At 37.6% G+C, this 22,084-nt stretch carries 23 protein-coding genes and 1 other annotated feature; of the genes, 9 read left to right on the top strand and 14 right to left on the bottom strand.

The window, feature by feature from the left end:
• Positions 1–26 precede the first annotated feature (26 nt).
• The 7 genes from ACFVT8_RS00525 to ACFVT8_RS00495 all read right to left on the bottom strand — a co-directional run bounded on the left by ACFVT8_RS00525 (position 27) and on the right by ACFVT8_RS00495 (position 3,075).
• Positions 27–257, bottom strand: a complete 231-nt coding sequence (locus ACFVT8_RS00525; protein ID WP_387082436.1) for a YqaI family protein — start codon at positions 255–257, stop codon at positions 27–29.
• Positions 254–463, bottom strand: a complete 210-nt coding sequence (locus ACFVT8_RS00520) for a hypothetical protein (RefSeq protein ID WP_387082437.1) — start codon at positions 461–463, stop codon at positions 254–256. Before ACFVT8_RS00520 ends, ACFVT8_RS00525 begins: the two co-directional genes overlap by 4 nt.
• Positions 464–744: 281 nt before the next feature.
• Complete coding sequence (locus tag ACFVT8_RS00515; RefSeq protein WP_387082438.1) at positions 745–1,011, bottom strand: hypothetical protein; 267 nt, start codon at positions 1,009–1,011, stop codon at positions 745–747.
• A 16-nt stretch (positions 1,012–1,027) separates the two neighbouring features.
• The gene (locus ACFVT8_RS00510; protein ID WP_387082439.1) at positions 1,028–1,546 is read right to left on the bottom strand and encodes a helix-turn-helix domain-containing protein; all 519 of its coding nucleotides are present in this window, start codon (positions 1,544–1,546) and stop codon (positions 1,028–1,030) included.
• 232 nt (positions 1,547–1,778) lie between these two features.
• Positions 1,779–2,060, bottom strand: a complete 282-nt coding sequence (locus ACFVT8_RS00505; RefSeq protein ID WP_387082440.1) for a hypothetical protein — start codon at positions 2,058–2,060, stop codon at positions 1,779–1,781.
• Complete coding sequence (locus ACFVT8_RS00500) at positions 2,057–2,836, bottom strand: phage antirepressor KilAC domain-containing protein (protein WP_387082441.1); 780 nt, start codon at positions 2,834–2,836, stop codon at positions 2,057–2,059. Before ACFVT8_RS00500 ends, ACFVT8_RS00505 begins: the two co-directional genes overlap by 4 nt.
• A gap of 11 nt (positions 2,837–2,847) precedes the next feature.
• Positions 2,848–3,075 (bottom strand): helix-turn-helix transcriptional regulator, encoded by a 228-nt coding sequence (locus ACFVT8_RS00495; RefSeq protein ID WP_387082442.1) that lies wholly within the window; start codon positions 3,073–3,075, stop codon positions 2,848–2,850.
• A 152-nt stretch (positions 3,076–3,227) separates the two neighbouring features.
• Between ACFVT8_RS00495 and ACFVT8_RS00490 the strand changes: the two genes are divergently transcribed.
• From ACFVT8_RS00490 to ACFVT8_RS00475, 4 genes are all read left to right on the top strand, one after another.
• Positions 3,228–3,680 (top strand): helix-turn-helix domain-containing protein, encoded by a 453-nt coding sequence (locus ACFVT8_RS00490; protein WP_387082443.1) that lies wholly within the window; start codon positions 3,228–3,230, stop codon positions 3,678–3,680.
• Positions 3,681–3,698: 18 nt separating this feature from the next.
• On the top strand, positions 3,699–4,139 hold the full coding sequence (locus tag ACFVT8_RS00485; protein ID WP_387082444.1) for an ImmA/IrrE family metallo-endopeptidase: 441 nt from the start codon (positions 3,699–3,701) through the stop codon (positions 4,137–4,139).
• Between the two features lie 102 nt (positions 4,140–4,241).
• The gene (locus ACFVT8_RS00480; protein ID WP_387082445.1) at positions 4,242–5,402 is read left to right on the top strand and encodes a tyrosine-type recombinase/integrase; all 1,161 of its coding nucleotides are present in this window, start codon (positions 4,242–4,244) and stop codon (positions 5,400–5,402) included.
• 380 nt (positions 5,403–5,782) lie between these two features.
• A complete protein-coding gene (locus tag ACFVT8_RS00475) occupies positions 5,783–6,289 on the top strand; it encodes a DinB family protein (RefSeq protein WP_387082446.1) in 507 nt (168 codons plus the stop codon).
• Between the two features lie 269 nt (positions 6,290–6,558).
• On the opposite strand, the gene ACFVT8_RS00470 is transcribed toward ACFVT8_RS00475, so the two are convergent.
• Positions 6,559–7,416, bottom strand: a complete 858-nt coding sequence (locus ACFVT8_RS00470; protein ID WP_387082447.1) for a CPBP family glutamic-type intramembrane protease — start codon at positions 7,414–7,416, stop codon at positions 6,559–6,561.
• Positions 7,406–8,005 (bottom strand): TetR/AcrR family transcriptional regulator, encoded by a 600-nt coding sequence (locus ACFVT8_RS00465; protein ID WP_387082448.1) that lies wholly within the window; start codon positions 8,003–8,005, stop codon positions 7,406–7,408. The genes ACFVT8_RS00470 and ACFVT8_RS00465 overlap by 11 nt, the downstream gene beginning before the upstream one ends.
• A 187-nt stretch (positions 8,006–8,192) precedes the next feature.
• Between ACFVT8_RS00465 and ACFVT8_RS00460 the strand changes: the two genes are divergently transcribed.
• The 3 genes from ACFVT8_RS00460 to ACFVT8_RS00450 all read left to right on the top strand — a co-directional run bounded on the left by ACFVT8_RS00460 (position 8,193) and on the right by ACFVT8_RS00450 (position 11,091).
• Positions 8,193–8,564 carry a hypothetical protein gene (locus ACFVT8_RS00460; protein WP_387082449.1) on the top strand — a complete coding sequence of 124 codons (372 nt, stop codon included), beginning with the start codon at positions 8,193–8,195 and terminating at the stop codon, positions 8,562–8,564.
• A 395-nt stretch (positions 8,565–8,959) separates the two neighbouring features.
• On the top strand, positions 8,960–10,165 hold the full coding sequence (locus ACFVT8_RS00455) for an iron-containing alcohol dehydrogenase (protein WP_387082450.1): 1,206 nt from the start codon (positions 8,960–8,962) through the stop codon (positions 10,163–10,165).
• A gap of 116 nt (positions 10,166–10,281) precedes the next feature.
• Complete coding sequence (locus tag ACFVT8_RS00450) at positions 10,282–11,091, top strand: cobalamin-binding protein (RefSeq protein ID WP_387082451.1); 810 nt, start codon at positions 10,282–10,284, stop codon at positions 11,089–11,091.
• A 545-nt stretch (positions 11,092–11,636) separates the two neighbouring features.
• On the opposite strand, the gene tyrS is transcribed toward ACFVT8_RS00450, so the two are convergent.
• Positions 11,637–12,905, bottom strand: a complete 1,269-nt coding sequence (gene tyrS, locus ACFVT8_RS00445; RefSeq protein ID WP_370075755.1) for a tyrosine--tRNA ligase — start codon at positions 12,903–12,905, stop codon at positions 11,637–11,639.
• An 84-nt stretch (positions 12,906–12,989) separates the two neighbouring features.
• Positions 12,990–13,193, bottom strand: a binding site (T-box leader).
• A gap of 102 nt (positions 13,194–13,295) precedes the next feature.
• Between tyrS and ACFVT8_RS00440 the strand changes: the two genes are divergently transcribed.
• Both ACFVT8_RS00440 and ACFVT8_RS00435 read left to right on the top strand, forming a co-directional pair.
• Positions 13,296–16,379: a transglycosylase domain-containing protein gene (locus ACFVT8_RS00440; RefSeq protein WP_387082452.1), complete on the top strand. Its 3,084-nt coding sequence runs from the start codon at positions 13,296–13,298 to the stop codon at positions 16,377–16,379.
• An 88-nt stretch (positions 16,380–16,467) separates the two neighbouring features.
• Positions 16,468–17,349 (top strand): NAD-dependent epimerase/dehydratase family protein, encoded by an 882-nt coding sequence (locus tag ACFVT8_RS00435; protein WP_387082453.1) that lies wholly within the window; start codon positions 16,468–16,470, stop codon positions 17,347–17,349.
• An 82-nt stretch (positions 17,350–17,431) separates the two neighbouring features.
• Here ACFVT8_RS00435 and ACFVT8_RS00430 read toward each other — a convergent pair whose 3' ends face one another.
• The 4 genes from ACFVT8_RS00430 to argC form a co-directional block, all read right to left on the bottom strand.
• Positions 17,432–18,562: an acetylornithine transaminase gene (locus tag ACFVT8_RS00430; protein WP_387082454.1), complete on the bottom strand. Its 1,131-nt coding sequence runs from the start codon at positions 18,560–18,562 to the stop codon at positions 17,432–17,434.
• Between the two features lie 155 nt (positions 18,563–18,717).
• A complete protein-coding gene (argB, locus tag ACFVT8_RS00425) occupies positions 18,718–19,488 on the bottom strand; it encodes an acetylglutamate kinase (RefSeq protein WP_387082455.1) in 771 nt (256 codons plus the stop codon).
• On the bottom strand, positions 19,451–20,683 hold the full coding sequence (gene argJ / locus ACFVT8_RS00420; RefSeq protein ID WP_387082456.1) for a bifunctional glutamate N-acetyltransferase/amino-acid acetyltransferase ArgJ: 1,233 nt from the start codon (positions 20,681–20,683) through the stop codon (positions 19,451–19,453). Before argJ ends, argB begins: the two co-directional genes overlap by 38 nt.
• Before the next feature lie 77 nt (positions 20,684–20,760).
• Positions 20,761–21,795: an N-acetyl-gamma-glutamyl-phosphate reductase gene (argC, locus tag ACFVT8_RS00415; RefSeq protein WP_387082457.1), complete on the bottom strand. Its 1,035-nt coding sequence runs from the start codon at positions 21,793–21,795 to the stop codon at positions 20,761–20,763.
• Between the last annotated feature and the right edge of the window lie 289 nt (positions 21,796–22,084).

Genomic DNA, 22,084 nt, shown 5'->3' with positions numbered 1-22,084 from the left:
ATTTGTAAGCCACTCTGCCAAGTGGTTTATTTTTTTGTACAAAATTCCGCATTGTAATGATCCTCAAGATACGTATGAATGTTATCCATATGGACAACATCACCGTTCGAAAACTCCATGTAATCGTCATTGAATACGATTAAACTGCCGTAAACATCTCGAAAATCTCTTTTCATTTCTACATAATGAAATGTTGGTACATTATTTACTGGCTCAATTGTTCCTAAAACCATTGGATTTTCTAAAAGTAAGTTCATGCAATTGCCTCCTTCTGCTTTCGTAATACTTCTGCATAAGATGCTGTTACAAAGCTTGTGAAACGCACATTGTCCTCAACGGCTACTAGTGTATGGATTATTCCAGTAAATTCACTGATGATGTCATACTCAGCAAAACGTTCCTCAAATACTTCCGTGTCTAGGTGGACCGTCTGCATTTTTGGTTTAAATGGTGCGATACTCATGTTCTCACCTTCTTTCTGATGGCATCCCATCAAGCAGCTCATAATGTTTGGCTAACCAGACCAATGATATGAGGAGGATTATGAACTGCTTGACGAGAGCGAGATAACACTCGCAAACGTCTGATTTTGTGGTATAATTGATTTGTATATGTTGTCGCTGTTTAATCTCTCGCTAAGATTAAGCAGCTTTTTTATATTCATCTAGCTTTGTTAACTCACTCTTATCACAAATGAAGTGCAAATAAATTAACCTCTGCTTTAATGTCATGTATTTCCACGCCCTAGGCTTGATTCGCATATTCCTTAATCACCTCACCAAGTAATCCTTTATCCTGCGCATCCTTGATAACCCACATGAAATTTTGTAGATCTTGTAAACGTACTTTTAATCTTTTGATTTCACGAGTCGTTTTATTGATTTTTCGCATACACTCTGCTGATAAGTGATACTCGCCGCGTTTGTTGTGTACTCCAATCGCTACTAATAAATCCTCATTGCAAGCCTCTAACATTGCTATTTTCAGCTTTAATTTTTCTACAATATCCATGTGAAGAACCCTCCAATCATTTGATATACCCTTCCTCTTGTAGATCCTGATAATGACTTGTCCAAACGCCTGTGTAACTAATACCAAGATGGTCTGTAGTTATAGCTATGAAGTTCGCAAGTGCTGTTGCTGCCTCTACAGCTTCCTCAATCATGTCCATCATGTTTTTCTTTTCATAAGGATTGATAGCTTCTTTCGGTTTAGCTAGACTTGTTTGTTTTATAGAAACAATGGCTTCCTCTAGTTCTTCGATTGTCTTATCACGCACACTACAACGATGAAGGTCTACGTTTGGTCCATTTAAGTAAATCGGACCAGTACCTGTATATTGATGTTGTACTGCTAATGCGAACTTTGGATCATCGAATTTATCTACGATGTTTTTACTTATATCCGCTGGAACCTTGGCACGACCATTTTCAACTCTTGATACTGTTTCTCTCACTACCCCTAACTCCATGCTGAGTTGTAATTGTGTTTTCTCACCTCTTAATCCCCTTAATGCTTCACCGACAAGATTTCCGGTAGCAGTCATATTCCCATTCCTTTCCGGTTGAAATTAGTCACATATCACATTAAAGTTAACTTGTATGCAACCATCATTTATATAAATTGTGTGTATAATAATAGTTAAGAGGTAGATTTGCCCCTACCTCTTAGATTTCTACTAGATTGGTAGTTTGATATTTTATTGAGGCCATTTGCCCTGGCCTCTCCTATGCTTTTATAAGTAACGAATGTAAGTACACCTGTCCGTGTGTTATTTTTTATTGCCATTCGTATTCAATGATTTCATCCATTATTGGAATCACTTTTTCAGCTATCCAGTAGCGCTTGCCTTTACCCCGGCGGCGCTCAAATAGTTTTATACGCGGATCTCTAAAGAATGCTTCTTCTAGAGCATCACGCTCCATGCTGTACATCCCAGCTAACTGTTTTACAGTTACTAGCTTTTTTCTTGCAACTACATGTTTTTCGAAAATAGCATCGTATTTCGCATCTAAAGCATCGTTGTCTGTTTTGACTTCGAGTTGTAAAATTGCGTTCATGCAATCACCGCCTTATTTAAAAACTTATTGATGAAATAGGCTTGTCCTTTACCAGTGATTTTCGATGTTCTACTGATGCTTATTTCACCGCTGTTATGATGAATTGGTGTTTCTTTTATTTCAAACAATCCTAGTTCCATTGACTTTTGTGTTGGTGAGTTATAATCAGACCCTTTACGTTTGATTAAGTAACCATTTTCTCTAAACCATTCGAATAGACGTTTTTGCCCAACATCTACACCGTTTTGCTTTAGAATTTTGGCGAACTCACCTATTAATATTGATGTGTGACTTGCTTGTACAGCATCTGCAAACAGTACTTTGGGTTTTTGAGCATCAATAATTAGTTGTTGCTCAACTATTTTTTTCTTGGTATTTTCGATTGTTTTATTCGCAATAAGCAAAGCTTTTGCCATGATAGATGCTTCATCGTCGTTTTCATCAGTTGTGATGTAACCACCGTTGAGGCGAATTTCTTTTAAAATATTTTTAACCTGCTTTTTGAATTGTCTAGCAATATGTTTCCGTGATTGCATTAGCAATTCATACAACCCGTCTTCTGTTAAAAACCATGTTTCTTGTATGCCTCCAAGGGTACGAACATTGTTCTTAACCTTTTCATCTTCATCTACTGAACGGATCATTTTAGATGTGTCACTATGTTCAATCCAATCAGCCACATCTTTCGCTAGAAACAATGGGTTTTCAAATGTCCCATATACTTTGAATTTTTTTGATAACACAACTTGTTCGTGAATAACTTGTAATTGATTCAAGATAAAACCTCCTATGCTAATTGTTTTTTACTCGAAATGTGTAACTTATCTTCAAAAAAAAGTTCATCTAAAGACATATCGAGTAAATTAGCTATTTTTACAGCGTTTTCTAATGATGCTTTTGTTGTACCGTACTCAATATTCGCATATCCAGAAACACTTTTATAACCTAATTTACGTGCCATGTATGTCATTGAAAGACCTTTAGATTTCCTAGCATCACGTAGATTTAGTTTCATACAACCTCACCACCTTTTACTCGTTTCGTGTAACTCTATATCTGTATTATAGTTACTCATTTAGAGTAAGTCAACAGTTTTTTATTCTTTTTGTGTAACTTTTTACATGCAACGTGTAAGAGATGGTAAAATCCAAGCAAGAGGTGAATAAAATGAACAATTTAGGGGATCGCCTTACCTATTTAAGGGAGAAAAAAGGTTGGACTAAAACGTATGTAGCAAAAAAGTTAGGTATAAAAACTATGTCTACTTACGCTAACTGGGAATACAGCCTAAGACAGCCAGATAATGAAATGCTTTTAAAAATCGCTGGTTTATATGAAGTATCTGTTGATTATTTGTTAACTGGAGAATTTGATGAAAATACTACTGGAAAAGAAACAACAACCAAAGAGATAACTTCTAAAGATGAACGTGACATCGCAAAGCGCATGGACGAATTACGTGACGATTTATCATCTGCAACAGGTTTACTATTCAATGGTGAACCAATGTCAGAAGAAGCAAAAGAATCTTTGTTAGAAGCGATGGAGTTCGGTATCAGACTTGCGAAGAAAAATAACAAAAAATTCATTCCTAAAAAATATAGAGATAAAGAAGAATAACCGATTCGAGGGATGCAAATGGATTTTATTCAATCTAAGGTCGATGATTTAAGCAAAAAATACGGTACTAGAAATCCATTTGAGTTAGCAGAGTTTCTGAATATTAACGTAATACATTGGGATTTACATGATGAAATAAATGGCTTTTATCAGTACGAAAAACGGAATCAAATCATTTTTTTAAATAACAATCTTTCAAACGATAATCAATGTATAGTTTGCGCGCACGAACTAGGTCACGCTGTTTTACATAGACGTTCTAGTGTGCCATTTATGCGTGCTAACACTCTTTTTTCTATTGATAAAATAGAAGTAGAAGCAAATAAATTCGCTGCTTATCTATTAATTCCAGACGAAAGTTTGTTTGATTCATATGAACAGACGACAATCTATGATATAGCTACCTTATATAATGTTCCTGTTGAATTAGCAGAACTAAAATTTAAGGGGCTATTTTAATATATAAAAAAAGAACGTATATTCTGTTTATTGAAAGGAGTGGTGCCAAGACAGTAACCCAAAAGTACACCTGTCCGTGTTAAGTTCTTGGGGGAATGTCAAATGAGTTTTAAACCAAAAATGAATAAATCAAAAAAAGATAATGATTTATATTGGTACATTGATGCCGATGGTTCAAAGAAATATGCTTATCGACATCGTTACTATGATGTATTGGGCAAACGTAAAGAAAAAAGTGGTCAAGGTTTCACGACAGAAACTGCTGCTTTCAGAAAGTTATTAGAAGTGAAATCGCAACTATTGAACGGAAATTCTATTCAGGTCGAACATGAAAATATGACTGTTGGTGCTTGGGTAGATATTTGGTACGAATCAAATGAACGTGAATGGGAAATTACTACACGAAAACAACGGATAAACATTATTCGGCACCAGATAAAACCGCTAATCGGAAAATTGAAACTTTCTTCACTGGATAAAGAGACGTATAAACGTAAATTCATTACGCCTTTATTAAAGCAGTATAAACCATCTACTGTGCGACTTTTTCATCGTGTTTTTAAAGTTGCGGTTAATGCTGCAGTAGATGCCGAAATTATTCCTCGTAATCGATTCACTAAAGTTGTTATTAATGACGAGGAACTTGAAAAGCCAAACGTTTTAAATATCCAACAATTAAATCGAATGCTTGAAATTGCAGAATCGGATGAACCACTCACTTCTTATGCAATTATTAGAACTATTGCTTTTACCGGTATTCGTCGAGGTGAAGCTTTAGCGTTGAAGTGGAAAAATGTCGATTTAAATAACGGTACTATCACTATAGAAGGAACTCGTGATAGAAATGGTCATCGAACACCTAAAACTAAGAATAGTTACCGCACTATCGCTATTGACGATCAGTTAATCAAACTTTTGAAAAAGTATCGCTTATGGTGTTTAGAAATCCTTTTAGAGGATGGCGAACAATTACAAAAAGATGACTATGTATTTATTTCTTCACAAACAAGAGAGCCTTATGCAGATAACAGTTTATTTTATGCATTCAAACGTTTATCAGAAAAAATGGGTACTTTAGTAAAACCACACACACTGAGACATACTCATGCCTCTATTTTATTATATAGTGGTGAAGATGTGGCAACCGTTGCTGAACGACTTGGAAATACCCCAAAAGTAATTTGGGAAACGTATGCCCATGTCATTGAAGAGGATAAAAAGAAGGTTACGGATGTGTTTGTTGAAGCTCTAAAAAATGGATGAAATCCACCTTATTTTTGGGGTTTTGGGGGAAGAATTGGGGGAGCGCTTTTAGAAAGTGCCTCTCACCCCTAGAGCCATCTAGGTTTAAGAATTTGTAGAGTACTTCTCTCGTTAATAAAACTTCGTTGCATTTAGCAACATTAAAAGCCTTAGAAACCTTGTTAATTCAAGGATTCCGAGGCTTTTTTCTTTTGCAAAATTAAAAATTTTACTAAAGAACCCCGTTAGCGACAGAAGGATAGACACGGAATTCGTCTGAAAGAAAGATCGTGCATAATCGTTGAAAGATCCATTTTATCGTGCATAATAGTTAAAGGATTCTTTTCGATGTATGGAACACCATACTATCGGAGAAAACATCAAGATCCAGGAGGTATATAATGAAAGATACGCTTGAACTATTTCGTTACCATGTTTGGGCTAATAAAAGAGTTTTTGATCATTTAAGGAAACTTCCTGGTGATCTGTACCGTAAACCACTAAATAGTGTATTTCCTACCATTGGCGATGCATTAGCACATATCTATTCTGTGGATAACACTTGGCTCAGCATAATGTCCCATGAAAGTCCTGAGGACATCTATGCTGCAATGACGAGCTCACTTGAAGAGATAAAAGATGCCACGCTCAACTCATTTGAAGCTCACTTTGCTGAAATTGCAGCTAGATATGAAGAGTTTATCTTAAACCACCAAGATGATTTAGAGGAAATATCTGAGTATCCGCTTAAATTCGGTGAGTTGCGGGCTAATTACAACGATCTCGTTAGGCACGTAGTTAATCACGGTACATATCACCGTGGTAATATTACCGCGATGCTCCGGCAATTGGGTTATTCCGGCGTTTCTACAGACTATGGATTTTACCTTTTTGAACTAAAGCGGTGAGCACTCCTTCTGAAGTATTTTTTAAAGATCGTTTTCGATTTGTTGCCGACAAGGTTTTTTCTAGGGTTCTTGCTTTTATCGGCAATGCTCAATATTATGGGGGTTTCTTCTTACTAGAGAATGGCAATAAAATTTAACATTCTCACAAAATACAAACACTCTCGACTAATCATATAGTTGAAAGTGTTTGTTTTGGCCATAATAAAAAGCAGCGCAGCGAAAGCTACAATTATGCAACGGAAATTGATTCATCGCTAAAACTTCCAAATTTAAACGATAGCTCTTGTAGTTGATTTTGATACAATTTCCCTCTCCAACTTTTTTCGTTTAGTTCGCAATAAAAGCCCTACCATTAGGTAAAGGATTGTAGTAATAATGCCTGCTGTTGGAGAAACAAGAAATTCTTTTCCCTGAGCAATTTTGATATAGCCATCAAGAATAAGTGGATTCACAAGCGCATCTTCTGTCATATGCATAAGGACAAGCGGCCAAATACTTTTTGTCATTAAATAAATTTCTGTATACATTACTGTCCAGCAAATCATCGTCACAATACCTATCAACGCAAATAGCAACCTATCTACAGGGAGTACACTGAAGATATCCCTATCTGATAAGAACACTAAAAAATACGGAATATGCCACGCTCCCCAAACACCACCAACAATAAAATACAACCAAAAATCTTTTACCTTTAACGTCAAAAGTTTACTTGTCAAATAACCTCTCCAAACGGATTCCTCAAAAAAGTTTTTAACAAATTGGATCAGTAAACCACCAACAAAAACTGAAATTAATGCATCTAAATTAAAATCCGAAAAATCCATCCAGCCAAATATATAGCTTACTAACAAAACTATAAAAGTGATGACAGGATAGACTAGGAGCGAGACAATATACCATTTTATGTTGCCTTTCAAGTTTGATAATAAGCCTATATCTCGCCACCCATCTCCTGCAAAGACACGTAACAGTATAGTTGTCAGCAGCGGAAATACTAGCCAAATTCCCATCCCAAGCGTGTCACCTTTAGGCTGTTCAGGGATGAAGCGATCTACAAAAACACCAAGCCAACCACATAGTAAAACAACAACTATAAAGATTATTAAGTTCCGTTTAGTTTTCACTTTCAATCTGCCCCCTGTTTTCAAGGATTGAAATAACCCACATTGAATTGGGACAAGGAGTTTCGGGATGCAGCGCAATATATTGGGCGATTCCTTGTATAGAACACCAAAATGCTACCGCAAGTGACTCAGCATTTCCCTGTTTAATTTCACCTAGTAATTGCCCCTTCTCTATTAATGAAATACTCTTTTTTATTAATTTATCTGCTTCCGTAAGCATTTCTTTTAAATCTTCCGACAAGGAATCAAGATGTTGTGCATTTTCCATTAGCACAAACATTTTTGCAGCAGACGGGTTTGTACGGATCATGTCAAACAAACCCTTAGCAGTCGTTGTAAAAATTGCCAATGGCGATTCATTCATAAAATTAAAATCCATCTTGAGTCTTTCACAGCCTATGCGAATTAACTCCTCATATAGCTTTTCCTTAGAGTCAAAATAATGAAAAAGTAACCCCATGCTCATATCAGCAGCTTTAGCAATATCAGCAACTTTCGTTTCACTATACCCCTTCCGAATAAACAAATCTAATGCAGATTGTAATATTAAAGCTCTTCGTTGTTCTTTTTGTTCATGTCTAATCGACATTTCCCCCACCCTTTCATTGAAAATATTTTCATTGAAATAGTATTCAATAAAATTGCAAGTATGCCCGAAAAGTGCCCAAAAAATAAAAATTTTAATAAGTTTTCATTCCCGTTTGTAAATCTATAAAAAAGGAATCTTTTTCTTTGCGGAAGTCTAAATACAAAATATCGGAATAAAGGAGGAAATAATGGGGGTTTCTGTACTTACTGTGATGGTTTTAATTTATAGTGGGATCTTGATATTTTTCTTAGTACCCTTTAAAATGCATCAAAGCCAGGAAATTAAGCATCCAATTACTTTTAAAGAAAGTCTACTGCATATCACTTTTCATAAAAAGGCTACACTAGCTCTCCTATTATTAGGCTTTTTGCTAGTAGCTATTTGGTTCGGATATGAGCAGGAGGTATATCATTTTAATGCTCACAGTGGTCATCCCCCTATAAGTTTAGATTCAAAAGCAACTTTCTATATGTGCGCATTACTTGGATATACGGTCATTCTTTATTTACTGCTTGCATTATGGCCCTCCTTAAACATTTCAAAAAGAAAAAGAATTTAATTTTAAATATTCAGTAAATTACGTTGATTTTATGTACTTTAAAATAGTAATTACTCAATAAAAAAACAACTTTATCACTACTATTTATTAAAAACAAATTATCAGTTATTTACTATTCAAAGCTTCTTTAAAATAGAACACATTTCCAAAAAATATATTTCATTTTCATAGGAAAACAATTTTCAAACTGTTTTAAAATCAATAATCCTAGACAATACAACCTTCCTTTAGCAAAAAAACAAACTTAACTTTTTTGTAAAATAATAACACGATTAAAATTAACAATTTTAATAAAAATACGAGTTGAACTTTTACAAAGAATAGAATACTATGAATTTCGAAAGGTGGTTCACCATCATTCAAGCAATAACAATTTTTTTAAAGGGGTTGGAAATATGTCAGACGTTCTAAAGCAATTTGTTATGCCGAAAACAAACTTATTTGGACCTGGAGCAATTCAAGAGGTTGGTAAACGCTTAAATGATTTAGAAGTGAAAAAGACATTAATCGTAACAGATGAGGGCTTACACAAACTAGGTCTCTCTGAACAAATTGCTAACATCATTACAGCTGCTGGAATTGATGTAGCAATTTTCCCGAAAGCAGAACCAAATCCAACAGATCAAAACATTGAAGACGGGATTGCAGTGTATCATGCTGAAAACTGTGATTCAATCGTTTCTCTTGGAGGAGGTAGTGCACACGATGCAGCGAAAGGTATCGGACTTATTGCTTCGAATGGTGGACGCATTCATGATTACGAGGGCGTTGACAAATCACAAAACCCATTGGTGCCATTAATCGCTATTAACACAACTGCTGGTACAGCGAGTGAAATGACTCGCTTCACAATTATCACGGATACAGCCCGTAAAGTGAAGATGGCCATTGTGGACAAACATGTTACTCCACTACTATCAATTAATGACCCAGAGCTAATGATTGGCTTACCTCCTGCTCTAACTGCGGCAACTGGTTTAGATGCATTAACACATGCAATCGAATCATTTGTATCGACAAACGCAACACCAATTACTGATGCTTGCGCTGAAAAGGTACTTCAATTAGTTCCTGAATATTTACCACGTGCCTATGCAAACGGTGCAGATTTAGAAGCACGTGAGCAAATGGTTTACGCACAATTTTTAGCAGGCATGGCGTTTAATAATGCATCACTTGGCTATGTACATGCAATTGCACATCAATTAGGTGGCTTCTATAACCTACCACATGGTGTGTGTAATGCTATTTTATTGCCTCACGTTTGCCGCTTTAACTTAACAGCACGTACTGAGCGTTTTGCAAAAATCGCTGAATTATTAGGTGAAAACGTTGAAGGATTAAGTAAACGTGATGCTGCTGAGAGAGCAATTGTAGCAATTGAAAATCTTTCTAAAGATTTGAACATTCCAAGTGGCTTCCGCGAATTAGGTGCGAAGGATGAGGATATTGAAATCTTAGCGAAAAATGCAATGTTAGATGTATGTGCTGCAACAAACCCACGTAAAGCAACTTTAGAAGACATTAAACAAATTATTACAAATGCGATGGGCCCTGTAGCGGAAAAAGAAGAATCACTCGAAGCTATCGCACTTTCTTAATAAGAATCGAAAGGCATGTCTCTTGGCATGTCTTTTTTATGGAGAAAAACATTCTCTCATTGTATGTGATTCCAACACTCGCTATACTTTTCTTAAAAAGAATTGGAGATAAGAAGATGCGTTTAATCTCAATTTGTCCTAGTAACACCGAGCTTGTTGCTTATTTAGGCCTGACTGATCAACTTGTTGGTGTCGATGATTTTTCAGATTGGCCATTAGCAGTAAAAGACTTACCTCAGCTTGGCCCAGATTTATCAATTGATATGGATGCTTTAGAGGCGTTGCAGCCTAATCTTGTACTCGCATCCTTAAGTGTCCCTGGCATGGAAAAAAATATTGAAGCGTTACAAGCTAGAAATATTCCCCACATTGTTTTTAATGCCAATTCATTAGAGGAAATCGCACAAGATCTCCATACTTTGGGTAAAGCTTGTGGAGTTGAAGAGCGTGCAAAAGAAATTTCTAAGGAATATTTACAATGTATCGATCGTCTTCGCACAGTTGCTCAAACAATTCCTAAAAAACCTACTCTCTATTGGGAGTGGTGGCCAAACCCTATCTTTACACCTGGTAAAATTAATTGGCTTACTGAAATTAGTGCCATTGCTGGTGGAGAAAATCTGTTTAAAGATGTAGAACTAGCAAGCGTGCAAACTGATTGGGCTGATGTAGTAAGTCGCGACCCAGACTACATTATGATGGCTTGGGTAGGAGTTGCCTATGAACGTATTCAACCAGCTAATTTATTAAAACGTGCACATGCACAGGAGCTTCAAGCCGTTAAAATGAAACAGCTTCACGTAATGGAGGAATGGCTTTATTGTCGCCCATCACCACGTCTCATAGAGGGTGCATTAAAGCTAGCGAATATGCTTCACCCCAAAGAATATAAGCACGTAAAGCTTCCCAGTTTTTTAATTAGTTAAAACGAAACAATATGTCAGTGGCATTGTCGTACTAAATAAAGTGTGGCTATTCAGCAAAGCGCGGGGTTGATTTCCGTTCCGGCTGGGCACTTTGTTGTTGCTGTCGCTACGCTTTCTCACAGAAAACATCCGCTGCGCTGCAGGGTCTCGGGTCAACAGATGTTTTTTGAGCGAAAGCGTAGTGCTAACGCAGCTTCAGCAAAGTGTTTTTGTCTGTGCGAAAGCGTAGTGCAACGTAGCGACAGCAACAGCACCGATGTTGGTCACGAAGGCGTTATCACAGGATGTGATGGTTTTATCCTTCGTTCCTCTATTGCTAATCCCCAAGGAGTCGCCCAGCCTTCACTCCAATCCACCAATTTATTTAGCGTGTATTTTCTGGCATGTTATTTATAATGATAAAACGCAGCATCAGCGCATGCAAAGCTAAGGTAGCAGCTAAACGTTCGCCCACAGGAGAGTGCATAAAGATTTCCTTGACCATTTTTCAACCAAAAGAAACATCCCCTCAAATTTCGAGGGGATGTTTGACATGTTTGTTCGGATTAAACAAACTTCACCATATGGTATTTTTTCTTACCGCGACGAACAATGCTGAATGCATCTTCTAAACGATCTTTGCCGTCGATTACATATTCTAATTCAGTGACCTTTTCACCGTTCACGCTAATCGCACCATTCGTTACGTCTTCACGAGCTTGACGTTTTGAAGGTGAAATACCGGCTTCCACTAGTAAGTCCACGATGTTTTTATCTTCTTTCGCCAATTCAATAGAAGGAACATCTTTAAACGCATCCTTCATTTCATCAGCAGAAAGTGCTTTTAAGTCACCAGAGAATAAAGCAGCTGTAATACGGATTGCTTGGTCTAATGCTTCTTGACCATGAATTAATCGAGTCATTTCTTCAGCTAGCGCTTTTTGTGCTTTACGTAAATGTGGTTCCTCTTCTACAGATACTGCTAAAGCTTCAATTTCTTCACGAGAAAGGAATGTGAAGATTTTTAAGTATTTTACAACATCAGCATCTGCAGCGTTAATCCAGAATTGGTAGAACTCGTATGGAGATGTTTTCTTACTATCTAACCATACAGCACCGCCTGCTGTTTTACCAAATTTCGTACCGTCTGCTTTCGTTACTAAAGGAATTGTTATACCAAAAGCTTTCGTTTCTTCCTCATGTGTTTTACGAATAACTTCTAAACCTGTAGTAATATTCCCCCACTGGTCAGAGCCACCTACTTGAATTCGACAGTTGTAATGGTTGTATAAATGATTGTAATCAATACCTTGAATTAAAGTATACGCAAACTCAGTAAACGAAATCCCTGTATCAAGGCGTGATGCAATCGTATCCTTTGCTAACATGTAGTTCACGTTAATTAATTTCCCATAATCACGTAAAAATTCAATCGTATTTATATTGCCAATCCAGTCACGGTTATTAACTAACTGAGCACCATTACCATCTTCTGCAAAATCAAAAATACGCTCTAATTGACTACGGATACCTTGAACATTTTTATCAATTTGCTCAACTGTTTGTAATTGGCGTTCTTCAGAGCGACCCGATGGATCTCCAATCATACCAGTCGCACCCCCAACTAATAAAATTGGACGGTGACCTGCTTTTTGGAATCGACGTAGCGTTAAAAGAGGCACAATATGCCCAATATGCATAGAATCCGCAGTTGGATCAACACCACAGTATAAAGAAACGGATTGTTCATCTAATAATTTAGTCATACCTTCAGCATCAGTTTGTTGGTATAACAATCCGCGCCATTCTAAGTCTTGTAATAATTCGTTTGTCATTTTTATTCCTCCTAAGTGTTTAATATTTCGTGTAGGGAGAATTATTTTAGAAACAAAAAAGCCCCTACACGCAAAAACATTGCATGCAGGGACGTTAATAACTAACGCGGTACCACCCGGCTTGAAGATGTCATCCATCTTCCTCTTCATTCAATCGCCTTTATCGCAGGCGCGCACGTCTAAGCTCCAAGCACGTAATTCGTCTCTACATTATGACCAGCTTTCACCAACCGCTGGCTCTCTAAACAGGGAATATAGATACTACTGCAAGCTCTTCATCACTAGAAAACTATAAGCATTATTCTAAACGATTCTTTTTCATTGTCAATAACTATGTTCGACCTAAATCAATATGTGCTATAATAGACAAGATTTTAGGAGGTCGATACATTGAAAGATTGGATTGAGAAAATCAATGCAAAGATCGATGAATTAATTCAGCAAAAATGGATGAAGAAATTACGTATTTCAGGTAGTGTTACCTGGAACTTATTTTTACTATTTTTAGTCTTTGCATTGGTAGGTACTGTATTTGCCGGTTCAGTTGGCGCTGGCTATTTTGCGTCACTTGTAAAAGAAGAGCCACTACGCTCAAAGCAAGAATTACGAAATGAAATTTTCAACTACGATTCAACAAGTGAGATTTATTTTACCAACGATATTTATATCGGAAAATTACGTACAGATTTAGACCGTCGAACAACAACATTAAACAACGTCGCACCTGATGTTATTAATGCAGTATTAGCGACAGAGGATGAGTATTTCCGTGAACATAACGGAATAGTTCCGAAGGCCGTCATCCGCGGACTACTTCAAGACGTAACAAACTCTTCCACACAAACTGGTGGTTCTACATTAACACAGCAGCTTATTAAAAACCAAGTATTAACAAACGAAGTGTCTTATGAACGAAAAGCAAAAGAACTTTTACTTGCTATGCGTATAGAGCACTTTATGTCTAAGGAAGAAATTTTAGAGGCCTATTTAAACATCATTCCTTATGGCCGTAACGCTTCCGGTCGAAATATTGCAGGTGTTGAAACAGCTGCTGAAGGTATTTTCAATGTAAAAGCAAAGGATTTAACGCTTCCTCAAGCAGCGTATATAGCTGGTATTCCTCAAGCACCTTTTACTTACACACCTTTCACAAATACAGGTGTACTTAAAAGTAAAGAAGCTCTTCAACCGGGTATTGATCGTATGAAAACTGTACTTTATCGTATGAAAGACGCAGGTTATATTAATGAAGCTCAATATAAAGAAGCACTTGCGTATGATATTACTGCTGACTTCAGTTCACCAGAGATGCGCGCGGAAGATCGCTACCCATGGCTAACATATGAACTTGAAAGTCGCGCGAAAGATATTATTGCTGAAAAACTAGCAGAAGAAGATGGTATTGATCCAGAACGCTTAAAAAATGAAAAAAAATTAAAAGATAAGTATACGATCCTAGCAGATCGTGATGTCCGCTCAAAAGGTTATCGCATCTATTCAACTATTAATAAGGATATGTACGATGCGATGCAAAAAACAGCGGAAAACTTTAAAAATTACGGTTATACTTACACCGTTAAAGACAAGGATCCTGCAACAGGTGAAGTAGTTGATGTTCAAATGCCTGTACAGGTTGGTAGTGTTTTAATTGAAAATTCTACTGGACGTATTTTAAGTTTTGTCGGTGGTCGTGACTTTGAATTAAAAAGTTATAACTATGCTACACAGGCAAAACGCTCGAATGGCTCGACAATGAAACCACTACTCGTATATGCACCTGCAGTAGAATACGGTGTAATCGGTGCAGGTAGCCCCTTAGTAGACGTAAAATTCTCTGTTGGCGGTTGGAGTCCTAGTAACTATATTACTAGTGATGAACGAGGAATTATCCCTGCTCGTGAAGCATTAGCCGATTCACAAAACTTATCTGCTTTACGTCTATATAATGATATTCTTAACAGACGTCCTGCCGATTATTTAGTAAAAATGGGGATCTCAAGCTTGCAGCCTGATGACTTCACAAACCTTGCAGCAGGGATTGGAGGAGTAAAAGATGGTATTACTGTTGAAGAGAACACTAATGCCTATGCAACCTTCGCAAATGACGGACAATTCATTGACGCTTATATGATTGATAGAATTGAAGATCAAAATGGAAATATCATATATAAACACGAAGTCAAACCTGAACAAGTATTTAGTCCTGAAACTTCTTATATCGTTACAGATATGTTACGAGATGTGTTAACAAAAGGTACTGGTACAGTTGCAAGAAATACGCTGAAATTTTCTGCTGACTTTGCCGCTAAAACAGGTACTTCACAAAATTATAAAGATGTTTGGCTAGTTGGCTATAACCCGAATGTTTCTCTTGGTGTATGGATGGGTTATGATAACAATCAATCACTGTATACATTTAATAATACGTATCAGCAGCCTAGTGTACGAATTAACAAACTATGGGGCACATTAATGAATTCTGTGTATGATGTCGATCCACAATTAATTGCCCCTAAAACTAGATTTAAGCAACCGAAAAACGTTGTCACTGCATCATTCTGTGGTATTTCTGGTTTAGCGCCTTCTGCAGCATGTGCTAATGCTGGTCTCGTGCGCTCGGACTTGTTTAACGCAAAAGTATTTTTACCTTCACAGCCGGATGATAGCTTAGCTTCCGCAAGCGTCGTTACGATTAAAGGTAAAACCTATAATGCACTTCCTAACACACCATCAGAATTTGTAAAACCAGGTGGTGCAGGTATTAATCAAGCATTTATCAAACGAATGCTAGGCAGACTTGGCGGTAACCCAGCCAGCCTATTACCAAAAAATTCGACATTATCGAATTCATCGGTTTCAGGTGTTGATTTCCCGGCAGATAACAATCCGCCAGCAGCAGTAACTGCTTCAATTAATGGTAATACATTATCCTGGACAGGCTCTTCAAATGATGTAGTCGGTTACCGAGTTTATAAAGTAACAAACGGCGGTAGAACGCTTGTCGGATCAGTGCTTGAATCATCACAAAGCATGACTGTAGCAAGTGGGCAAGCCTATGTTGTTGTCGCTGTAGATATTACAGGTTTAACTTCATCGCAATCCAATGTCGTTTCTACTGGTGGTAGCGCGGATGAAAAACAACCTGAAAAAGATAATCAAGAAAAAGATCCACCAACTACCCCACCAACTAACGGGAACGGCTCAAACAACGGAAATGGCTCTAATGGCGGCAATGGGTCCGGAAATAACAGTAACGGCTCGAATAACGGCAATGGGTCCGGAAATAACGGAAACGGCTCGAATAACGGCAATGGATCTGGAAATAACGGAAACGGCTCGAATAACGGCAATGGGTCCGGAAATAACGGAAATGGCTCGAATAACGGCAACGGTTCCGGAAATACCGGGAATGGCTCTAATGGAGGAGATAACGGGAATACAACTCCACCAACTGATCCACCTACCCAGCAATAAACAGGCAGGCATACTACAAAGTGATTGTAGTATGCCTGTTTTTTTGCCATTATAAAGGAGACTACTAATTTGAAGGGGTGGAAATAATATGAACATTTTAGTTTTAGGAGGCACTCGCTTTTTTGGTAAAAAGCTTGTTGAACTCTGTCTTCAAAATGGGCATAGCGTAACTATTTTAACACGTGGACAAAGCGGAAATCCTTTTGGTACAAAGGTGAAGCAGCTAATTGTTAACCGAGATGATGCAGATTCGTTGTCACAGGCACTATCAAGTTCAACATGGGATATTGTCTATGATAATATTTGCTACTCTCCCAATGAAGCATATAAAATATGTGAAATTTTAGAAGGTAAAACGAAAAAGCTCGTTTTTACATCTACTCTATCAACCTACGAAATAGATGGCAATGTCAAAACTGAGGAAGATTTTAATCCATATGATTATGAAGTTCGGATGGGGAACCGTGAAGATTTTTCATATGGTGAAGGTAAGCGTCAAGCGGAGGCAGTTCTTTTCAAAGAGGCTACTTTCCCTGTAGTCGCTGTACGTTTCCCTATTGTCATGGGTGAGAACGACTATACACGCCGTTTACATTTTCATATTGAACGAGTTTTACAGGAACAGCCTATTTCATTACCAAATATCGAAGCAAAGATGAGCTTTATTACGGATGACGAAGCAGCTGCATTTTTATATTTTGCTGGCATTACACCAATTGAAGGACCTTATAACGCAACAGCTGCAGGTGCTATTTCATTAAAAGATTTACTGGGGCTTATTGAAGAAACAACCGGAAAGCACGCAAAAATTTCTCTAGTAGGTGGCGATGAAAAATCACAATCGCCATATGGGGTTCCAGCAGATTGGTATATGTCAACTACAAAGGCAGAAGCTACAGGCTTTACATTTAGTCAACTCCATGATTGGCTCCCTACTCTAGTGAAAACAATAGTAAAAGAGTTACAATAGGTTAGGCAATTAAAAATCTGCTAGACTTCTCACCAAAGGAAGTCTAGCAGATTCATTTTCATCGTATTTAACTGACCAGATACTATAACAGTATCGTTTTTAATATTGCAACTGCTTCATCGATTTCTGCTTTTGAAACGGTTAATGGTGGCAGTAGACGAATAACGTTTGGTCCTGCACCTACTAATAATAAGCCGTTTTCCTCCGCCGCCGCTATATACGAGGCTACCTCAGTATCGCCACAGCCTATGCCAAGAAGTAAGCCCTGGCCCTGTATCGTATACGTAGACGGTAAATTCACTTTTAACTGGTTAACAAAATAAGTAGATAGCTCCTGTACATTTTGTAAAAATGTAGATTCAAAGACATGATCAAGTACGGTTTCAGCAACACTCATCGCAAGCGGGTTCCCACCGAATGTTGTTCCATGCGTCCCAGGACTAAATGTTTCATATAGTTCAGCTGTTCCAAGCATCCCACCGACTGGGAAACCACCTCCTAGCCCTTTTGCCAACGTCACGATATTTGGTTTTAAAATCGTTTGCTCATAAGCATATCTTGTTCCTGCTCGTCCAATCCCTGTTTGAACCTCATCGATAATTAGTAATATGCCTTTATCGTCACAGGCTTTAGCTATTGCTGCTGCGAATTCGGGTGATACGCTGTTAACACCACCCTCACCTTGAATCACTTCTAGCATTATTGCTGCGACAGAATCATCAATCGTTGCTTCAAGTGCTGCCACATCATTAAAAGGAAGAATCGTAAATTTTTCAACAAGTGGTCCGAAGCCATTATGTATCTTGCCCTGACCTGTTGCAGACATCGCTCCAAAAGTTCGCCCATGAAAGGATTTTTCAAAAGTAATAATATGATTTTTCCCTGTATGCTTACGTGCAAGCTTGATGGCCGCTTCATTCGCTTCCGCACCACTATTACAGAAAAATGCATAAGAAAAATGTGTATCGGCTATTAATTTTTGCGCAACTTTTTCCTGACCAGGAATATCAAACAAATTAGAAATATGCCAAAGCTTTTGACTTTGATCATGAATAGCCTTTACAATCGCAGGATGTGCATGACCAAGACTCACTACAGCAATCCCACTTGTAAAATCTAAATATTTTCTCCCGGCAGAATCTTCTACAACAGTTCCTTGCCCTTTGATAATTTGGGCGCGGCGTTTGCCATAGTTTCCAAATAAAGCACTCATTTTATCAACTCCTACTAATTTTGGCTCTAACAATCATCTTCTCTAAACAACTATATTGCTACCTCTATACCATTAGAACGGCCACTCTTATATATGAAGAAAAATGACTGTTACTGAGTGAAGGGAAAAGGGAGACTTTATTCCATTCGTTTTTTTCATCCCCCGGATAAAATCGTTGTACCTACTAGCGATTCCCCAACAATTTGCACAGATGGAATACCTGCACTTAAACATTCAAGGGCTCCTTGAACTTTAGGTATCATACCACCATAAATATGGCCCTCCTCAATCCATTGATTGATGAATGCAGGTGTTACTTTCGATTGATATTCATCGTTAATGCGAATACCACTTACGTCCGTTACAAGTAATAAACTGTCTGCATCTATAGCTAGTGCTATTTCACTTGCTACCGTATCTCCATTAATATTTAATGCCTGACCATGTTCATTTGCTCCAACGCAAGCAATAACCGGAACAATCCCCACACCAATTAATGCTTCTAGCAAAGATGTATTGACGGTTTTTACCTCACCAACAAAACCGTATACATCTTTGTCTAGATAATCCGCTACAATTAGCTGACCATCAAAGCCATTTAAACCTATTGCAGCAATGCCAGCCGTTGTTAATTCATGAACAAGCGCAGGATTGACCTTTCCTATTAACGTTGACTGTACAATATCAATTGCAGCTTCGCTCGTTACTCGAATACCGTTTAAAGCATGTGATTCTATTCCGCACACTGCTAGTTCACGGTTAATAGCTGGGCCACCACCATGGGTAATAATAAGCTCTACTCCACTCTCTTGGAGTTTTTTAAAATTCTCAAAAAAAGACTCATTTAAGCCTTCAAGTGTACTACCACCAAGCTTAATAACCATTCGTTTACGAGCGGTATGAGGCATTGATTTGAACGTAGTCATAAGTTAGATCACATCCCCAAGCATGCCCCTTGCCTACTCCAATACCAAGTGACACATAGATTTTCACTTCATGCATTTTTAAAATTTGAATTAACTCATCTTCTGAAAACGGAACTGGTTCACCGTTTTCAACCATTGTTACACCACCAATTTGAATCGTGATTCTTTCTGGATCAACCGTTGCGCCACTATAGCCTACAGCGGCAATAATACGTCCCCAGTTTGCATCACAGCCAAATACTGCCGTTTTCACAAGCGGTGAACCAACTACTGTTTTAGCAATTTTACGTGCCTCTTCATCTGAAATTGCCCCTTCTACTTCAGCCTCAATTAGCTTCGTCGCACCTTCACCATCTTTGGCAATCATTTTGGCTAAGTCTTGAGCTACTGTTTTCAATGTATAGTAGAAGTTTTGCCAATCTGGATGATTAGGAGTTAAAGCTTCATTACCCGCTAAACCGTTTGCCATCACAACTACTGTGTCATTTGTAGATGTATCCCCATCTACTGTAATTGCATTAAAAGTCAAATTTGTTATATCAGATAATGTAGCCTGTAGTACATCTGATTCAATTTGTGCATCCGTTGTAATAAAACCTAGCATCGTTGCCATATTTGGTTCAATCATACCTGAACCTTTTGCAACCCCAGCGATAATAACCTCTTTACCATCGACAATAGTGCTGTAGCTAGTGTTTTTCATAACTGTATCTGTTGTCATAATTGCTTGTGCAAAATCAATAGCACTTTCTAAACTATCTTTTGGCTCTAATTGATTAATCCCATTTGCCACTGGCTCCATATTCATAATTTCACCGATAACACCCGTTGAGCACACACCTACTAAATTTGCCTCGATACCAAGCTTATCCGCCATGAGGGCTTGCATTGTTTGTGCATCCTTCGCCCCTTGCTTTCCTGTACATGCATTAGCATTTCCAGAGTTGACAATCATCGCCTGCATTTTCTTCGTTGTGTACACAACTTCTTTCGTTACTTTTAAAGGTGCTGCCTGCACAGCGTTTGTTGTAAAGACACCTGCTACACTTGCGGGTACTTCACTAACTAACACAGCTAAGTCTTTTTTCTTATGCTTTAAACCACAATGTAAACCCGCAGCTTTAAAGCCCTTTGGTGAAACAACATTTTTACTTGATAATTTTTTCATAATACTTGCGGATGCTATCAATGTCATAAAATCTTTCCTCCTTGGTTAATTAATTTTCTATTGCATAAGAGTAGCTGACGTTCTGCTTTCTCTAAATAAAAAAGTTAAATAAATAATGGAACGACATCTAATCCTGTCGTTTGTGGTAAATCAAATTGAACGTTCATATTTTGAATGGCTTGCCCTGCAGCCCCTTTGACTAAATTATCGATAACGCCAACAATTGTGGCACGATTCGTACGGTTATCTACCTTCACAAAAATATCGCAATAGTTCGAACCTTTAACGCGATTTGTTCCCAGACTATTTACATCTGTAACAATCCGCACAAACGGATGCTTTTCATAAGCATTCTGTAAACACGCTACTAGCTGCTGCTCTGTAACACCAGACATAACAGGTGCATATGAAGTAGATAAAATCCCTCTAGTCATTGGCACTAAATGAGTATTAAAAGAAATGGTTGTATCAATCCCTGCAAACATTGAAATGGCCTGCTCGATTTCTGGTATATGCTGATGTGTATTCGTTTTATAAATTGAAAAGCTTTCATTTACCTCACTAAAATGTGTTGCTTGTGATGGCTTATTTCCAGCCCCTGAAATTCCACTTTTCGCATCAATCACTAAAAAGCTCGAATCAATCAATCGTTCTTTTAGCAATGGTAACAACGAAAGTAAAACCGCTGTTGGATAGCACCCTGGATTTGCGATAAGAGGAGCATGTTGAACATTATCTGCATTCCATTCAGTTAAGCCATATACACTTTGTTGAATGATTTCCAATGGCGCAGCTTTTTTACCGTACCATGCTTCATAGCTCGCTGGATCTTGTAAACGGAAGTCACCAGACAAGTCTATTAATTTAGGACCTTTCCCCACCAATGGAGGTAATAGTTCACTTGTTACCCCTGAAGGCGTACTTGTAAAAACAACATCAAATTTCTCTAAAGCCCCATAATCAATTTTTTGCAAGGGTGTATCGGCAATATGAACGAGATGACCAAACTTAGAAGAAAAAATTACACCTTCTTCCGAAGATGTAAATAAATCAATCCGCTCCACCGCCTTATGATTATGTAAAAATCGAATAAGCTCTAAGCCACCATATCCGGTTGCACCAACAATTCCTACTTTCAATGCACTCACCTCTGAAATAAGTTAAAATTAGTATACGTCTGCATATTTATTAAGTCAACTGAATTTTTATTTATATTTTAATTTTTCACAATCTTTATTGAGTAATTGATTTTGAGAAAACTTTGAATAACTAAACGCTATTAAACAAAGAGAATAGTTAGAAAAAATAAATGAAATCCCAAAAAGGTTAACCTATTCACTAGTAAGGAATCAGTTTCATCTTCTGCATCTTAATGTATCAATCAATGCTCATCACCATATCGAGGGGGTGATTTCCGTTCCGACTGGA

Origin of the sequence: Lysinibacillus sp. NPDC058147, from assembly GCF_042884205.1 — a bacterium.
Lineage (GTDB): Bacteria > Bacillota > Bacilli > Bacillales_A > Planococcaceae > Lysinibacillus.
The sequence above is the reverse complement of the archived record's forward strand: the minus strand, read 5'-3'. Positions and strand labels throughout refer to the sequence as shown.

What these genes read in the sequence shown, in the direction of transcription:
- ACFVT8_RS00465 (WP_387082448.1), bottom strand. Translation starts at nt 8,005, where the DNA reads ATGTCGATTAGACATGAACAAAAAGAACAACGAAGAGCTTTAATATTA.
- ACFVT8_RS00435 (WP_387082453.1), top strand. Translation starts at nt 16,468, where the DNA reads ATGAACATTTTAGTTTTAGGAGGCACTCGCTTTTTTGGTAAAAAGCTT.
- argB (WP_387082455.1), bottom strand. Translation starts at nt 19,488, where the DNA reads ATGACTACGTTCAAATCAATGCCTCATACCGCTCGTAAACGAATGGTT.
- tyrS (WP_370075755.1), bottom strand. Translation starts at nt 12,905, where the DNA reads ATGACAAACGAATTATTACAAGACTTAGAATGGCGCGGATTGTTATAC.
- argJ (WP_387082456.1), bottom strand. Translation starts at nt 20,683, where the DNA reads ATGACATTGATAGCATCCGCAAGTATTATGAAAAAATTATCAAGTAAA.
- ACFVT8_RS00485 (WP_387082444.1), top strand. Translation starts at nt 3,699, where the DNA reads ATGGATTTTATTCAATCTAAGGTCGATGATTTAAGCAAAAAATACGGT.
- ACFVT8_RS00510 (WP_387082439.1), bottom strand. Translation starts at nt 1,546, where the DNA reads ATGACTGCTACCGGAAATCTTGTCGGTGAAGCATTAAGGGGATTAAGA.
- ACFVT8_RS00495 (WP_387082442.1), bottom strand. Translation starts at nt 3,075, where the DNA reads ATGAAACTAAATCTACGTGATGCTAGGAAATCTAAAGGTCTTTCAATG.
- ACFVT8_RS00505 (WP_387082440.1), bottom strand. Translation starts at nt 2,060, where the DNA reads ATGAACGCAATTTTACAACTCGAAGTCAAAACAGACAACGATGCTTTA.
- ACFVT8_RS00460 (WP_387082449.1), top strand. Translation starts at nt 8,193, where the DNA reads ATGGGGGTTTCTGTACTTACTGTGATGGTTTTAATTTATAGTGGGATC.
- ACFVT8_RS00430 (WP_387082454.1), bottom strand. Translation starts at nt 18,562, where the DNA reads ATGAGTGCTTTATTTGGAAACTATGGCAAACGCCGCGCCCAAATTATC.
- ACFVT8_RS00475 (WP_387082446.1), top strand. Translation starts at nt 5,783, where the DNA reads ATGAAAGATACGCTTGAACTATTTCGTTACCATGTTTGGGCTAATAAA.
- ACFVT8_RS00455 (WP_387082450.1), top strand. Translation starts at nt 8,960, where the DNA reads ATGTCAGACGTTCTAAAGCAATTTGTTATGCCGAAAACAAACTTATTT.
- ACFVT8_RS00480 (WP_387082445.1), top strand. Translation starts at nt 4,242, where the DNA reads ATGAGTTTTAAACCAAAAATGAATAAATCAAAAAAAGATAATGATTTA.
- ACFVT8_RS00520 (WP_387082437.1), bottom strand. Translation starts at nt 463, where the DNA reads ATGAGTATCGCACCATTTAAACCAAAAATGCAGACGGTCCACCTAGAC.
- ACFVT8_RS00515 (WP_387082438.1), bottom strand. Translation starts at nt 1,011, where the DNA reads ATGGATATTGTAGAAAAATTAAAGCTGAAAATAGCAATGTTAGAGGCT.
- ACFVT8_RS00525 (WP_387082436.1), bottom strand. Translation starts at nt 257, where the DNA reads ATGAACTTACTTTTAGAAAATCCAATGGTTTTAGGAACAATTGAGCCA.
- ACFVT8_RS00490 (WP_387082443.1), top strand. Translation starts at nt 3,228, where the DNA reads ATGAACAATTTAGGGGATCGCCTTACCTATTTAAGGGAGAAAAAAGGT.
- ACFVT8_RS00450 (WP_387082451.1), top strand. Translation starts at nt 10,282, where the DNA reads ATGCGTTTAATCTCAATTTGTCCTAGTAACACCGAGCTTGTTGCTTAT.